Genomic DNA, 15,276 nt, shown 5'->3' with positions numbered 1-15,276 from the left:
ACAAGATGGAGAAGGGCCAACAGTGCGATCATCTCAAGCAACGAAAACCAGATGCCAATTGATCTCTCGAGGCTCACAGTTTGCCAGAATCCGTCGAAAACGTCAACCTTTTCTCCTTTCTAGTGTTTGGTTTATGTTGTTCCAGATTCTTTTTCGGGATTGCGTTTCTCCGGGAAAATGCATGCAAGACCTGTGGGAGACCGCCTGAGAAGTCACCAGCATGCCTATGAATCGTGCAGACCGTATTGGGATGGCGGGCATTCCCCGATCCGTCGAATCAGGCAATTTATGACCAGTCGTCGACGGCTGTTGCTTTGGCCGGGGAAAGGCCAGAGGTCCCTCGGGCAAAGTACGCTCGGACGTCGTCTCGATTAAAGACGAAGATCACGATCATTGCATAGATCAGACGAATCCATGCTCCACCGTCGATCCCCGCTGTAAAGGCGAGGTCGAGGAGGTCGAGGATGACGGTGATCCAGGCCCACGTGAGGTGGAGCGATCGTCCCGATGGTCGACGTCTCCAGGTCTTCCAGGCGGCCAAAAACAGCAAGAGGCTGAGCAAGGACTGCACCAACAACATCAAGACGAACAGACCGACCACGAGCGATCCAAGAACCCCGACCACGGGGCCGAATAGCCATCCCACCGCACCGGCCAGAATCGCGACCACCGCGAGGATGAGAATCCACACAACGTTCAGAAACGAAAGTAAGAGGCTGCAAAACGCGAGTGGACCGAGAATTCCCGGTCGAGCCGGGTTGGAGAAGGACATGGTGGCGACTCCAGGCCTCTCAGAAGGACCGCGGTGCTTCCCAATGATGGGAGCTGGGATGTTCGTCATTCCGCGGCGAGACTTGCGGGAATTCCTGTGGTTACATCGGGAAAGTCGAGCGTCCAGCCCAATTCCGATTTGATTCGATGGTTGGAGATGCGTTTGCTTGCATTGCCCCGAATCGGACCATCGCCACTGGCTTCGGTGAAGGTCGGAGCCGGTCCGCCGAGGGCCTCGGCCAGAAGTTCGTAGAACTCGCGACGGAGGACAGGCCGATCGTCGCTGACCAAGTACCGAGGGCCCGGCTTCGGAGTCCGAAGTGCGAGAACGGCCGCCGAGGCTGCATCGTCGATGTGGACAAGATTCAGATAAGACTCCGGATCGGCGGCGATCGGCTGACCCGAGCGGAGGGCCTCGCGACGCATCAAGCGTCCCGGACCGTACAGGCCGGAATAGCGGAGGATCGTCACCGGGTACATCGACAACTTGGCAAATTCGGTCAGCAAGTGCTCGGCCCGGAGACAGGCTCGCCCCGATTCGGTTTGGGGATCGGCAGGGGTTTCCTCATCGACCCAATCACCACCAAGGTCGCCGTAGACTCCGGTCGAACTGGCATAAATCAACCGTTTCGCCCGAGAAGCGAGCCGACCGATTGTGTGCCTCAGACCATCGACGTAGACCCGGTCGATGGGAGCTCCACAGGAACGATCGTAGCCAACGCAGTAAAGGGCTCGTTCAACCGCAGGCAGATCATCGAGGGACTCAGGAATCAGGACATCCGCGAGAATCGGTTCCATTCCTTCCCTGGCAAGCAATTCCGCGCGGTCGCGAGACCGAGTCGTCGCGAAGACGCGATGGCCAGCCGCCATCATGCGACGAGCAACTCGAATTCCCAAATAGCCACAACCGATGATCAGGGTACTCACGAATCATCGTCCTCATTGAGGTCGAACGCAGGATCGTCGAGCGGAGTAGGGGGGGAATCCGAATCGGGACAACCGGCGTCGAGAAACGCTTGAAGGAACAACTGCGCCGCGATCATATCACGCAGGGATCGTCGACGGCTCGCTTTCACGCCCGAGGATCGCAATAATTCCTCGGCCTCGACGGTGGAATAGCGTTCGTCGACGAAGGAGACGGGGATCCGAGTCTGATCCGAGAGCCACGTTCCCCAGCGTCTTGCCTGTTCAGCCGATTCGCTTTCGGCTCCATCGCCACGCAACGGAAGGCCGACCAAGAGCCGATCGATGTTGAATTCTGCGACCAGGGATCGAAAATAGGTCGCATCGAGTCGATCATTGCGTCGCTGATAGACCTCGACTGGCGAGGCCACGCGCCGATCGGGGTCACAAACGGCGATCCCAACGCGACGAAGTCCGTAATCGAGACCGAGAATTCGTTTCATTCCCGCGATTTTACGCAAGCCCCCATGATCCTGGGAACCGGTTTGCATGTCTTGCGGAAATGACCGAGTGTCCTCCCTCCTCCTCAAGCGCGGTCGAATGGTCCCTCCCGGCTGGCCGAGCCGCCAAGTCTCATAGAGAATCGTCATGGCAAGCGTCGGAACATGGAAGCATGATGCGGAGCGGATGCCCAGCAGCGGTGCTTCATCTGGAGTCGTCACTCTGGCCTGGGATGAGTCAGTCGGACCTCAGCCGCTCGGCTGTGGGACCGAAGCCGAGCCGATTGTGCTGGACTGGTACGGACGAGGAGAGCCCGACCTTCTGGTGAGTGCTCGAGGAGGGTCGTCAGGGAGACGCTCCCGCGTTTACCGATTGCGCTCGTCTTCTGGAGAGACACCTCCTCGATTCGACGAGGGGATCGAGCTGCCGGCCCTCGACGGGCTTCGACTTCCGTGTCCCATTCCGAATGGGCGAGAGAGCCGATTCGATCTGGTCGCGCTCGGCTGCGCAGGACTAGTTTTGTTGAGGAACACCGGAAGCGCGCATGAACCTCGCTTCAGCGATCGAATCGTACTGGATTTGCCTGCAGACCTTGGGCTCGACAATGCTCGGATCGTTCAGATGCTCCCCATCGACTGGGACGGCGATGGGAAGGTCGATCTTGTGCTCGGGATCGAGGGCCTCGACGGCTACTGGCCAGATCCCGACGTTCCGACCACTCAGCAAGTCGGCCTGGACGAGTCCGGCACGCACCCGGGTTTCGACCGCTCGGGACAATGGCGAGGGCGGGCTCCGATCGGCAAGTTGTACTGGTGTCGCAATCGTGGGGAGTCTGATGGCATCGTTCGCTTCGGGCAGCCCGAACTGATCGACCCCAATGGACCGCTTGCCGAGGTTGGCCCTCGGCCGGCCTGCGTCCTGATCGCCTGGGGGCGTTCCAGTGCGGTCGAGGTGGCAGCGATCCACTCTGAAGGCACCCTGCGGTTCTTCCGCAATTTTGGAGGACAACGACCTCCTGTGCTGATGGAACCGCGGCCCCTGACGCAGGAAGATGGTCACCCCCTCCGATTCCCGGACGATCGCACGGTGATCTCTGTGGGCGATCTCGACCGCGATCGGCGCGACGAGTTGATCTTCGGGACCCTGGAAGGGTCTGTGTATGCGGTGCATCCGGGGTCGAAACGAGACACTGGGCGGATTGTTGGCCCAGTGGTTCAGGAGGGGCAAACCCTCCGGCTGCCGGGAGGGGCGGTGGTGACCGTCGGCGACCTCGACGGCGATGGCGGTTTGGACCTCGTTTCGGGTGATGCTTCCGGACGATTGCACTGGCTTATGGACCTCGGTGGACCGGGAGATCATCGCTATGGCCCCCTAGAACCCATCGAGGCCGGAGGAGTTCCGTTCCGGATCAGCCCCGGAACCGACGGCCAGTTACTCGGACCTCTCGAACCGCCGATGGGTTCGTCCAGCCCCGTGCTTGTGGACTGGAAGAACAATGGTAGGCCCGACCTGATTGTCACCGGCCGGGGAGGGGACGTCCTCTTTCTTCGGAATAACGGGCATTCCACCCAGCCCCGCTTCGATCACGCCGAACCGCTTCGTTGCGAACGCCGCCCGTTGGTCTTCCCGTCCCGCGTTCAGCCCGCAGCGATCGACTGGTGCGGCACCGGATTGCCCGACCTGATCGCTCCCGATTTCCAGGGATTCCTCTCGGTCTGGAAACGGGTTGACACCCTGGACGTGGCCCCCCCCGAACCTCTGGTCGACCGCTTCGGCCGCCTGATTCGGGTCGACGGTGCGTTTGGATTGGGGGGACGTTGTAGCCTCTGGGCAGGCAACTGGACAGAGTCGGGACGACCGGATCTGTTGCTCGGGCTTCCGCGGGATGCTCGGTTCGTTGTTCCCGGCATGACAGGAATTTCATACTCAACGCTCGATGAGGTCCCGAATCTGCTGGTACTTGAGAACCAAGGGGACGGCGTGGTGATCCCGAAGCCCGTTCACCTGGCCGATGGCCGCCCGTTTCTTATTGGAGACGACGGAATCAGCCCCAGCGGAGTCGACTGGTCCGGCCGAGGCTCCCTGGACCTGCTCTTCGGTTCCACGGGTGGCTCGGTGCAGGTGATTCCCCGGGAGTTCCTTCGCTGGTAAACGATCGTGCGACGCAGAAGTCCTGCCGAGGGTTTGACACGGAGGTGCACGTCACCATGCCTCGTTCCGACGACACCCGCGAGATTGCCGATGCTGCGTTTCTCTTTGACAATGGTCCTACACCCTCGGCTCCGAAGGATCGGTCGGAAGACGATGACCGAGCACCCCTGACCGAGGCGCCAGAGTCCAACCAGGAAAGCTACGATCTGGCCGAGCGCGCCTCACCGGGTCGTCCCAGGCGGCGACCGCCGTCGGTGAATCCCGAGGGTGTCCCAGAGATTGAGCGATCCGACGCGGGGGTCAACCGACCCTCGGAACTCACCCCCGCTCCTGTCCTGCAACCCTGGAATCGACTGGCAGAGTGGGGGCCGACCCTCGGTCGAATCACGATCGCTCTTATCGTCCTGGTCGGCTTGGTGTACTGGAGCTTCTCCGCCGAGCACCTGATGAGATCACTTGCACTGCTCGGCGTCGGCATGGGGGTCGTGATTTTGCTGAGCTACCCGATTGCGATCACCCTAGAACGCCCGGTTCGGATGACTCCGGAACACGCCGTGCGTGACTATTACGGGGCGCTGGCTCATCATCTCCCGCATCGTCGGAGAATGTGGCTATTACTCAGCTCGGCAGGACGTTCGGCTCCGGAATTTTCCTCGTATGCGACCTTCCTCGCCTACTGGAAAGAAACGATCCGGTCTCTGAAACGCAATGGAGCAGGGGGGTTCACTCCGCTGTTTGTTCGAATCGACGAATTCAAATCTGACAAGAGCGCGGGGCAGGAAGCCGTCAAGGCATCCTACCGGATCTCGTTCTTTCTGAGGGGACGCGAGGACCAGAAGCCTCTGTATTCAAGCTGGGTCGAAACCACGCTTTCGCGCGGTCCGGATCGGATGTGGTACCTCGATGAGGGACGTCTGCCACCCGGTTGAGTTCGATTGGCCCGGATGAAGGACGCAGGGTCGGTCGGGCATCAGATCGTCATCCCCGCCCTCCACCATCGCCAACGAAACGCGAGATAGGCCATGAGGTTCAAGGTCAATACGATCAGCGGGGTGACGGCGAGAAAAGCCACCCAGATCGGCACCCGAGTATCGTCGACAAACGGAACGGCTACGGTTGTCGAACCGAGAAATGAAGGGATGTAAGGCTTTCCATCCTCGGTCGAAGGAATCGGGATACTGAACGACGCGGCAAACGGGCTTGTGATGGTCAGTGAAGAAAGTTGTTGTTCGGAAAGTTGCGTGTATCCCTGCAGGTACCAGACCAGTCCGACAGGGCCAATGAACAGGGTGAGCAACACCAGATACGTCATGACCATTGCCACCGAAGTTCTCCGGCTCAGCGCCGAGCAAAGCAGGCCGACCGAAGTGGTCGTCAGACAGGTGGCCGCAATCAAGGCCAGAAAGATCAAGAGGGTCCACCAGCGGTCGCGGAGTTCCGGAATCAAAATATAGGCAAGCAGAATTTGCTCGGTAAGCAGAAAGGTTAACACCGTCGAAACCCGAGCCGAGGCGAGGAGCTTCGCAATGACGATGGTTCCTGGCCGGAGCAACGTTGTCAGCAAAAGGCCAAGGGTTTTTCGCTCGCGCTCCTGGGTGATACTTCCCGATGAGAAGACAGGCCCGACGAGCATGTTGAACACGAGCACATAGCCAACGTAGTATCCCGTCAGCTCGGGCCGAAGAAAGAGCAAGTAGGCCATCAAAGGGATCGACAGAAACATGCTGACCTGGATCACCAGGCGAAGCATCAAGGTACCCTGACTGAAGATTTCGCTCCGCAGTTCCTTGTCGAGTACAGGGTTGGTGCCGTCAGGCATCAGGTCGGTCCGCTTGGCGGGAGCGAACAGCATATCGGGAAACATCTCTCGATCGATCACGACCCCGACGGCATATTTCATCTCTTCTTCCTCGTCCACGACCTCCTTGCCCTCACTGCCCACATCCGGCGGATAGAGTAGGCGACGATTGATCAGGAGGCCGACAATGACCCAGATCGCAATGCACCAGGGGGGCAGGACCGCGATCGAAACCGCGTCGCGAAGGACGACATTGTTCGTCTGGGTCACCGTGACTGTGATCAACGCCAGCGGCAGAATGACCAGATAACTGACCACAAGGGCCGAACTCGTGCGCCCGAAAAAGCTGGAACAGGCAACGCTGATCAGTCCGAAAGTGCCCGCCGCCAGGATCAGAATGAGATACGCCCGGGTAATCTCCGACAACAAGATTCCACCAAGCAAAAAACAGAGAATCATCAACGGGAGACTTGAGAGAATGAGCAGGATGAGATACGTCGACGAACTGAGGAGTTTTCCCACCAGGATCGTTGACGGTTCCAGGGGGCTGGCGAGAAGCATTTCGTAGGTTTTTCGCTCCTTCTCTCCCGAGATGCTTCCGGAAGCGAAGGTCGGTGCCACCAGGGCTACGAGAAAGAACTGCCCGAGGAAAAAGAGGTTGAACAACCGCTGCGAAACGCCAGGCCCAACCTGATTGGTTGCTTCCGACCCCGCTGGCCAGGCAAAGTACACCACAACACCGAGGAAGGAGACATACGCCAACTGCAGCAGAAATGACCGCGACGAGCGAAGATTGACGAGTAGCTCTCGGGTCAGAACAGGATTCTCTCGGAAAATCATGATGCGGTCGCCGGCCCCGAGGCCGCCTCAGTTGACGATGCCCTTGGTGACCGTCATGAAAACCTCGTCGAGCGTCATCTCAACTTCGGAGAAGGACTGAACGCTGACACCCGACGAGACAAGATGGTGAAGAAGACGAGCCATCTCTGTCTCGCCACCATCGACCTCAGCAGTGAGGGTATGATCATAACTGGTAATGTCGTGAACCTTTTCATCTGCGCGCAAGATCGCCTCGGCATGGGACAGATCGGGGTCTGTCACACGGATTTCCAGACGGCGATGGGTACGAAGCTGCCGCTGAATCTCCTGAACGCTCCCGGCCGCAAGGAGTTTGCCACGCTCGATGATCCCAATCGAGGTCACGAAGTCGGCCAGCTCGGGCAAAATATGGCTCGAGACGAGGATCGTTTTGCCCATCGACCGCAGTTCCGTCAACAAAGCCTTCATTTCGGCTCTGGCCCGAGGGTCGAGACCCGAGGCCGGTTCGTCGAGAATTAGGACGGGGGGGTCGTGGACGAGGGTCTTCGCCAGGCAAAGGCGTTGCTTCATCCCCTTGGAGAGACCGTTGACGTAGTCATCGCGCTTGTGAGTGAGGTCAAGCAGTTCGAGGACCTCGGCAATAATTTTTTTCCGAGAGGTCCGGGGAATCATGTAGGCCACGGCAAAAAAATCGAGAAATTCCCATACTTTCATGCCGTCATAAACGCCGAAGTCGTCAGGCATGAAGCCAATGACCTTGCGCACGGCCATCGGATCTTCGGTCACGGAGTGACCGGCGATGTACCCTTCTCCGGAGCTAGGGCGGAGCAGGGTTGCCAGGAATCGAATCGTGGTACTTTTTCCTGCGCCATTGGGGCCGATGAAGCCGAAAATCTCCCCCTCGCCAATGGAGAAGCTCAGATCATCGACGGCCACGAACTCGCCGTAGCGTTTGGTAAAGTTCCGCACTTCGATCATGGCCGGTCTGACTCCGCGGACGTTCGAGTTTGCAGCATGGGGCCAGGTCGCACGGTGGTGTACCACGGCCCATTGGGAGATGGAGGAGGGCCATAACGAAGGTGAGCCACCACGAGGGTCAACCCTCTGTGCCGGTCGACGCTTGGCTCAAGGTTCTGGCCCGGCATCAGTTCGTCGGTCCAGGCAACTAGCCGAAGCTCGCCGGCATCCTCAGGACGCTCCCAACGATACGCACACAGTTCGTCGAGAAATCCCTGCACGTTGATCCAGTCGGGTCGTTCCTCGGCGGAATCGTCCGGAAGTTGCGGGACCTCGGAGAACGATGGCCGATCCGCTGGAAGTGCGACGCTCGAACCTGCGGAAATTGCTCCGATCGGTGTGTAGCGGTTTTGTCCCCCGGTTGATTCTGACCCCACGTCCACGAGGACCGCATCACGCAGGTTCAACTCGGTCGGGTTGATGATTGTCTCCAGACCCTCTGCGGAGCGTTGCAGGAACAAGCCGCTTCGGAGGTCGAGCATCTGCTCAGCCCGAACCATCGCGAGACTCCTCGGTTCTACCCGGAATTCCAGGAGAGAGGGTTCAGGCGAGGATTGCCAGGTCGATGCGATCGTCTGTTCCCCTCGAATGGAGAGATTGGCGTTGAGAGGTAATGCGAGCGCGGAGGGTTCGCCAGGATAGGAGATGGAGAACGACTCGCGACCGGTCGAGTAAAGGACAGCAAATCGACTGAGGTGGGCCCGAGGGTAGCCCGGCTGAAGCTCGAGCACATTGATCTCATCGCAGGCTCGATTGTACCCCGTATCAATGGCAGCGGCCCGTTCCACTGCCACAGCGAAGCCGAAGGCCAGCAACGGCACAATGACCCAGGCCAGTTCGCGACGCCTCAAGACGTATCGGCAGAGGAGCCAGTTCAAGGGCACCAGGGCCACCAGGTAGGCCAAAATCACCCGGAGGACAAACGGTGCCCCGGGAACCTCGATACCCGATGCCGCCACCAGCCCTTGCCTTGCCAGGCTGGGTAACTTCGCCGTGTCGAGCCAGGCCGCGACTGGATCGCTCGGAAGTGCGGCGTCGATCGGCTCGTCGAGACCGAGCCCTCGGGGAGTGAACGGTTCGGGGCTGGCGAACACGGTCCGTCGAGGCTGGGTCGCTTCCGGTTCGAGATCGCGCCCCAGCAAGCGATACCAGCTTAAATCTGGACCAGGAAGGACGAACAGGGCGTTCGGATCGGCCGGGTTCCATCGATCTTCGGGGCGTCGAAAAATGACACGGCGCACAAAGGTGTCATAGCCCTTCCATCGGAGCAGGGGGGCTTCCTTGGGGTCGAACGCAAGACTTAAGATTCGACCTCGGCCCACGCGACGCTCGATTCCAAAGCGACGCCCCTCGTCGTCGGTGATCCACTGCACATCGTCGGCAAGCGGTGCCAGACCAGATAGGAGCAGAGGGCGATCGGCGGGCAGATCGATCGGCTCGATCGGGCCATAGCGCGAGTTCGGCGTGGCACTTCGCGAGGGAGGCCGCATGCCCGGCAACGTCCAATCGCCCTGCGGATCCTCCAGCCGTTCAATTTTCCAGACCGGAGGAGGATAGTGGCGAGCCAGCGCTTGCAGGTCGTTCTCTGTCAGTGTGGTCGAATCGGCCGAGGGCTCCGCCGGCAGGTAAGGGGCGAGAAAACTCTCGGAATCGGCCAGAAGAGCGAGGGTTGAGGTGGCTCCTCCGGAGATAATGAGCTGGCCTCCCCAGTGCAACCAGTCGATCAGGGCACGCTGCTGACCGACATCAAGCTCACTCGGGTCAAACCCGTCCCAGAGAACGTGGCTGATCGTTGTCCAGGTCAGGGGATGCGTGGGCAGATTCGGCTTGCCGGCTTCCTGGGGAATCACCAGCCGGTAGTAACTGCTTCGCTCTACTTGTTGCTGATCGCCGAGGTCCGTCGTCGCGGGGACCAGCGCCTGATAGCGTTTCCAGATGTCGAAGGACGCCGGATCGTTGGAAAGCACGACGCAGAGCATCTGGTGCGGCATCATGGGCAAGAGCTGGGCCTGGGTCGAGTCATCCGGTCGAATCGCTCCGGGACGGGCCAGCTCGATGTCGAGGGTTCGGGATTCGTGAGGGAGAAAGGCCGGCCAACTCAGCCGCATCGACTCCCCTTCGGGTAATCGAGCCTCTCTGCGAAATGCCACCGCGCGAGGCATATTTCGGAGAGGAATCGGCGCGGTTCGTAATCGGCCTTCGTAATCAGCAAGATTGGCCTGTAATTCCTGGGTGAGGGTGGTCCAGTGATTGGGCTTGAAATAAGTCAGTACATCGAACGGTGCAACCTGAGTGCGATAGAACTCGAACGGTGGACGTTGATTCTTCCGCGACGGGTCCGTTTTGGCTTCGGGATCGGTCAGCTCCCGAAACCGTCGGACAGATTCGCTTTCGATCGGCTCGAGATCGTCTTCGAGACCGAGGTCCTGCGCCAGGGCGACCGAGGAGGCCGCTGCGAGGACCAGGATTAGCGTCATCAATCCTCGTCCAACCTGTAGGATCGTCTGAATCACGATCACATCCTTCCGACGCAGTTCGTCTCAGAATTGCGTGACTTGGCTCCGACCACCAAGATGCTCATTCACTGTACTCTCGTGGAAAGCCCACCGAAAGAGGCCGAGCACCACCATTGATCCGAAGGAATGGGAGGAGACCGTGACATTGCTGTGATGCCCACGTCGACCGGGGATGATTCGGGTCGATCGAGGTACGAGGGATCCGATGGAGACCGTATCAACGACCCATTCTCTTGTGTAAGATCCCGAATCGTCGGCGAAGCCATCCAGGGCTTGTCAGGCATCTCGCGTCGGTGAATCACGAGAACCCCGCCCGGTCCGGTTTCTCGGAGCGGCGGCAACCGAGGAGACTCAAATCGATGGTTGACATCCACCGGAGAGGATTTCTGGGGCAAGCCGGAGTTGTTGCGGGGGCAATCGGGCTGGGAGGATCCTTCTCCACCCGTATCGCCTCAGCAGCCATCGACGAGACGGCGAATTCCCCAGTTGAGTCGAATCGGCACCGCTATCCAATCGGCGTTTCGACCTATTCGTTCTGGCAATTTCGAGGCGAGCGTCTCGGCATCCTTGAGTGTATCGACCGGGCTGCGGCGATGGGATTCGACGGTGTCGAGATCCTGCTGGTGCAGATGCGGGACACATCGAACCCTGCCTTACAGGCGATCAAGAGCCGCGCCCATTCGCTCGGCCTGGCGTTGATGGGCTTCTCCACGCACCAGGGATTCGTCAGCCCCGACGCCGAATTCCGCCGTGCCGAGGTCGAGAAAACACTCGGTCAGATCGAACTCGCCTATCGCCTGGGCATTCCAACCATGCGGATTAACACCGGCCGCTGGGGAACCAGCGGCAGTTTCGATGAACTGATGGCCAACAAGGGGATCGAGCCGACCTTGCCGGGTCACTCCGAGGACGAGGCCTTTGAGTGGGTCATCGCCGCCATTGAATCTCTCCTGCCGAAGGCCGCCGAGTGCGGCGTGGTGCTTGGCCTGGAAAACCACTGGGGCCTCGGCCGGACAGCCGAGGGCGTTCTTCGGATCGTCGAGGCGATTGACTCTCCCTGGCTTCAGATGACGCTCGACACCGGCAACTTCCTGGAACGTGCTTACGAGCAGATGGAAGCGATGGCGTCGAGCGAGGTCCCGCTCACCCTCGTGCAGGCGAAAACCTACTTCGGTGGAGGTCGATGGTACTCGCTCGACCTCGACTATGCCCGAATCGCTTCCATCCTTCGCAACTCTGGCTACCGAGGGTGGATCTCCCTCGAATTCGAAGGAAACGACGATGCCGAGGTCGGCGTTCCCGAGAGCCTCGCTCTGCTGAGAAAACACTTCTCCTGAGCCAATGTGGCCGCCGTCGGCTTACAAGGTCTCGCCAAATCCCGCCGCACCAAGGCCTTCAACCAGGGCCTTGAGGCGATCGAGTTGATCCTTGCGGGCCACAAGCGTCGCCCCTGATGATTGCACGATGACGAGATTCTCAACGCCGAGGGTCGCAATGAGCCGTCCCTCGTCTGAAACGATGATGCAACCGGACGTCTCGACCGCGTGAACCGGCCCCTGGATCGTGTTCCCTCGGTTGTCCGGGGGAACCAAGGCGGTCAGCGCTCGCCAGTCGCCGACATCGTTCCAGCGATACGGAACCTCAAGGACTCTGACGTTCTCCGCATGTTCCATCACCGCCTTGTCGATCGGGATCTTTTCCATCTCAGGATATTCACGGCCAAGCACTTCTTGAAACGCTGGAGTCCCAAGAGTCGCAGCCACTCGGCTGATGGAATCGGCGAGAACGGGACGATGCCGATTCAGGGCGTCGAGGACGGCTCGGGCTCGCCAGATGAAAATCCCTGCATTCCAGACGAATCGCCCGGTGCTGAGAAATTGTTCGGCCGTAGCGCGATCCGGCTTTTCGCGGAACCGCTGCACCCGATAGAGCGGGATTCCCTCGGGGCGGCCGAGTTCCTCGGCGCGTTCGATGTAGCCGTATCCGGTCTCAGGCCGATCCGGTGCGATGCCGAAGGTGACAAAGGCGGTCGGATCGTCGTTCACGACCGAGGCAGCCGCCCGAACCGTTGCGTGGAAGGCCTCGGCCGGCTCGATCACATGATCGGCCGGCATGACGATCATGGTGGCCTCCGGGTCCCGGCTCGCCACCAGGGAGGCGGCCAAGCCCACACAGGCTGCCGTATCGCGCGGGCAAGGCTCGCCGACGACCTGATCGGCCGGCAGGTCGGGGAGTTGCGCGCGGGTTGCCGCGGCCTGATCGGCTCCCGTGATGATCCAGATGCGATCGGGCGGCACGATCGGTTGGATTCGCTCCAGGGTTTGCTGGAGCATCGTAGCTTCGCCGTAGAGGCGGAGCAGTTGTTTGGGACAATTGCGGCGGCTCTTGGGCCAGAATCGGGTGCCACTACCACCCGCCATGATCACGGCGTGGAGCACAACAACGAACCTCCTGTCCGACGTGATCGCCACGCGGCGACGGGTCGGGCCTCACTCGACAACGGGAACGAACTCACACGAGCAGAATCATCGCCGATGCGGGTTGCCGATCCTTTCGGGCTCGACTCCGATCAATCTCCTGGCGATCCTTCCAGTCAAGGGCCAAGGTGAATCGGTCGATCGACGACCAGTCCCGGTTCGATCTTTTGCTTCAGCTCACTGGGATCGAGTGCAAACAAAGGGCTAATCTCGATCCCAAACGGGACCGAGCCGTCCCCTCTTCGCAGAACACTTGCTCCAGCCTGTTCCAACCAATCACCAAAGAGATCGCTAAGGCGCTGTCGGACGGTCGCGGGAGAGTCTGGTCCGGTGGCGTTTTTCAAGGGCTCAAACTCGATCGCGCGCTCAGTTTCGACAATCGACCAGCGATCCGCCAAGGGAAGCGCATCGAAGATAAAGGTTTCGAACTTGACCGCGTTGGGCGCCTCGGGCTCGACTCGCTCTCCGGTTTCGGAAAGATACGGCACCTTTTTCAAGGCTCTGTGAACCGGGAGTTGACCTCCACCGGAAACAAGGCGTTCAAGGAATGCACGATCGAAACAATGAATTGCGATGCTCCCGGCCCAGAGCTGGAGGCCGCCATCGGGCTCTCGACGTTCGGCCAGTTCGGTCGGCAAGTCGGAGTACTCGATGACCTGGGCATGTCCCTCGACCTGCACGACCACGCCGACCTTCTCCTCAGGACGTTGCTTCTCCACGACCTTGAACGAGATGTCTGCCTCGGCCATCAGGTGAAGCCCAAGATAGGCCGGATCGCAAATCTGAACGAGGGGGTTATCGACCTGGAAATAAAAGAGAGTTTGGATGCCTCGATCACGCATCTCCTCCAAACAACTCGGCTGATCGGCATGGTCGCGAGCCGCGAGGGCAGTGATCGTTCCCCCGTGGCCATCGGGACTCAGCGCAAGCGAATCTTTTTCGGCCAACAAGAGCTTGCCGGTGGCCGCATCGACCGCAGGCAACTGCCCCTGTACGAAGAAGCGAACGTGGTCGAGTCCAAACTGGTCGTGATCCGCAAAGAAGGAGGTGGTCGCCTCGTGGTTTTCGGGGCTGGTCATGATGTACAGCGGAATCGACTTCCCGAAGCGTTTCCCCAACGCAGCCAGCTTTTCGGCGTGCAGTTGAAACAGGCTGGCTCCGGAGACGGGACCGATCGGATAGGTTCCTTTCGGCGCGTCGAACCCGAGCCGCGTTCCTTGACCACCGGCCACCAGGACGGCCGCGACCTCACCTGCCGCTAGCGCCGCTTCTCCTCGATCAGCAGCTCGCCGACGAATCACGCGTTCGGAATCGGTCTGAGGAACCCGTCGGACATCGACCGGTTCGACCTGTTCCGGGTCAAGCGCCAGGGACTCATCCTTGGAGGTGTTCAGCACCAGGCGATCAATCAAAAGGGCCAATCGCTGCAGGTCAAGGCGCTGCAGTTGGCCGATCAGACGATTCCGACCCTCGGGATCAAGCTCATCCCAGAATCGAAGCACATGGTTCTGACCGATTTGGTTCAGAAGGTCGACCATCGCTGGGTCGGCGGGCATCGGAAGTCGGCTCCTTATCGCTCAATCAAGGGGCATGATTCGCGAGCGAGAGCCAGGCCTGAGCATCGCCGATCGGCCCGGTCTTCGCCTCGAATACTCCCAATCAAAAGGGGATGGAAAGGCCATCGTAGGCCAACCGGACTCCAGGGGGCAAGCGTTCCTCGGCTGGCCCATGATCGTACGAGTGAGAGAGATGGGTCAAAAAGGCTCGACGCGGGCGGAACCGTTCGATCGTCGCCAACGCCTGATCAAGGCTAAAGTGGGTCGGATGCGGTTCTGGTCGAAGCGCATCGAGGATCAAGGTGTCGAGCCCCTCCAACTTCGTAGCGCTCTCCTCGGGAATCTCCGAAACATCCGTGCAATAGGCGAGCCCGCCAATTCGGAAGCCAAGCACTCGGAATCGGCCGTGATGCAGGCGAATTGGAATGATATGTTCGCCAAGCGCCCAAAACGATTCGTCGGGGCCGATCCGGGAGAACTCGACCTGCGGCACCCCTCCTCGAGGAATTCGCAAGGCTCGTTCGTCAAAGGCGTAGGAAAAGGCCCGGCGAATGGCCTCCTCCACCTCAAGCTCGCAGTAGATCGGGACCGGACCGCCGATCATCTTGGGAAAGAGTCGAGCATCATCAAGCCCGAACAGATGATCGGCGTGGGCATGGGTGAAGAGAATCGCGTGGGCCCGGGGGATTCCTTCTCGGAGTAATTGCAGTCGAAGCTCCGGGGGTGTATCAATCAACAGGTCCCCTGCGGGCAGTCTTACCAGCACG

12 protein-coding genes are annotated in these 15,276 nt (G+C 60.0%); 3 read left to right on the top strand and 9 right to left on the bottom strand.

The window, feature by feature from the left end; genetic code table 11:
* Nucleotides 1-286 precede the first annotated feature (286 nt).
* The 3 genes from HG800_RS02355 to ruvX all read right to left on the bottom strand — a co-directional run bounded on the left by HG800_RS02355 (nucleotide 287) and on the right by ruvX (nucleotide 2,195).
* Nucleotides 287-772 (bottom strand): hypothetical protein, encoded by a 486-nt coding sequence (locus HG800_RS02355; protein WP_169973250.1) that lies wholly within the window; start codon nucleotides 770-772, stop codon nucleotides 287-289.
* A 65-nt stretch (nucleotides 773-837) separates the two neighbouring features.
* Nucleotides 838-1,698 carry an SDR family oxidoreductase gene (locus tag HG800_RS02350; RefSeq protein WP_169973247.1) on the bottom strand — a complete coding sequence of 287 codons (861 nt, stop codon included), beginning with the start codon at nucleotides 1,696-1,698 and terminating at the stop codon, nucleotides 838-840.
* Nucleotides 1,695-2,195, bottom strand: coding sequence for a Holliday junction resolvase RuvX (gene ruvX, locus HG800_RS02345; protein ID WP_169973244.1), 501 nt, complete (start codon nucleotides 2,193-2,195; stop codon nucleotides 1,695-1,697). Before ruvX ends, HG800_RS02350 begins: the two co-directional genes overlap by 4 nt.
* A gap of 127 nt (nucleotides 2,196-2,322) precedes the next feature.
* On the opposite strand from ruvX, the gene HG800_RS02340 reads away from it, so the two are divergent.
* Nucleotides 2,323-4,326, top strand: coding sequence for a hypothetical protein (locus HG800_RS02340; protein WP_169973233.1), 2,004 nt, complete (start codon nucleotides 2,323-2,325; stop codon nucleotides 4,324-4,326).
* A gap of 56 nt (nucleotides 4,327-4,382) precedes the next feature.
* The gene (locus HG800_RS02335; RefSeq protein ID WP_169973230.1) at nucleotides 4,383-5,255 is read left to right on the top strand and encodes a hypothetical protein; all 873 of its coding nucleotides are present in this window, start codon (nucleotides 4,383-4,385) and stop codon (nucleotides 5,253-5,255) included.
* A gap of 41 nt (nucleotides 5,256-5,296) precedes the next feature.
* Here HG800_RS02335 and HG800_RS02330 read toward each other — a convergent pair whose 3' ends face one another.
* The 3 genes from HG800_RS02330 to HG800_RS02320 are packed head-to-tail and all read right to left on the bottom strand — an operon-like array spanning nucleotide 5,297 to nucleotide 10,437.
* Nucleotides 5,297-6,964 carry an ABC transporter permease gene (locus HG800_RS02330; RefSeq protein ID WP_169973226.1) on the bottom strand — a complete coding sequence of 556 codons (1,668 nt, stop codon included), beginning with the start codon at nucleotides 6,962-6,964 and terminating at the stop codon, nucleotides 5,297-5,299.
* 27 nt (nucleotides 6,965-6,991) lie between these two features.
* Nucleotides 6,992-7,921 carry an ABC transporter ATP-binding protein gene (locus HG800_RS02325; protein WP_169973224.1) on the bottom strand — a complete coding sequence of 310 codons (930 nt, stop codon included), beginning with the start codon at nucleotides 7,919-7,921 and terminating at the stop codon, nucleotides 6,992-6,994.
* Nucleotides 7,918-10,437 (bottom strand): hypothetical protein, encoded by a 2,520-nt coding sequence (locus HG800_RS02320; protein ID WP_169973222.1) that lies wholly within the window; start codon nucleotides 10,435-10,437, stop codon nucleotides 7,918-7,920. The genes HG800_RS02325 and HG800_RS02320 overlap by 4 nt, the downstream gene beginning before the upstream one ends.
* 398 nt (nucleotides 10,438-10,835) lie before the next feature.
* Here HG800_RS02320 and HG800_RS02315 point away from each other — a divergent pair, with 398 nt between their 5' ends.
* Nucleotides 10,836-11,813 carry a sugar phosphate isomerase/epimerase family protein gene (locus tag HG800_RS02315; protein WP_169973220.1) on the top strand — a complete coding sequence of 326 codons (978 nt, stop codon included), beginning with the start codon at nucleotides 10,836-10,838 and terminating at the stop codon, nucleotides 11,811-11,813.
* 21 nt (nucleotides 11,814-11,834) lie between these two features.
* Here HG800_RS02315 and HG800_RS02310 read toward each other — a convergent pair whose 3' ends face one another.
* The 3 genes from HG800_RS02310 to HG800_RS02300 form a co-directional block, all read right to left on the bottom strand.
* On the bottom strand, nucleotides 11,835-12,914 hold the full coding sequence (locus HG800_RS02310) for a mannose-1-phosphate guanylyltransferase (RefSeq protein WP_169973218.1): 1,080 nt from the start codon (nucleotides 12,912-12,914) through the stop codon (nucleotides 11,835-11,837).
* A gap of 155 nt (nucleotides 12,915-13,069) precedes the next feature.
* A complete protein-coding gene (locus HG800_RS02305) occupies nucleotides 13,070-14,509 on the bottom strand; it encodes a UTP--glucose-1-phosphate uridylyltransferase (protein ID WP_169973216.1) in 1,440 nt (479 codons plus the stop codon).
* A gap of 103 nt (nucleotides 14,510-14,612) precedes the next feature.
* Nucleotides 14,613-15,275 carry an MBL fold metallo-hydrolase gene (locus HG800_RS02300; protein ID WP_390622599.1) on the bottom strand — a complete coding sequence of 221 codons (663 nt, stop codon included), beginning with the start codon at nucleotides 15,273-15,275 and terminating at the stop codon, nucleotides 14,613-14,615.
* Between the last annotated feature and the right edge of the window lies 1 nt (nucleotide 15,276).

This window comes from Tautonia rosea (assembly GCF_012958305.1).
Taxonomy (GTDB): domain Bacteria; phylum Planctomycetota; class Planctomycetia; order Isosphaerales; family Isosphaeraceae; genus Tautonia; species Tautonia rosea.
Note: the sequence above shows the minus strand (reverse complement) of the source record. Positions and strands in the feature narration are given on the sequence as shown.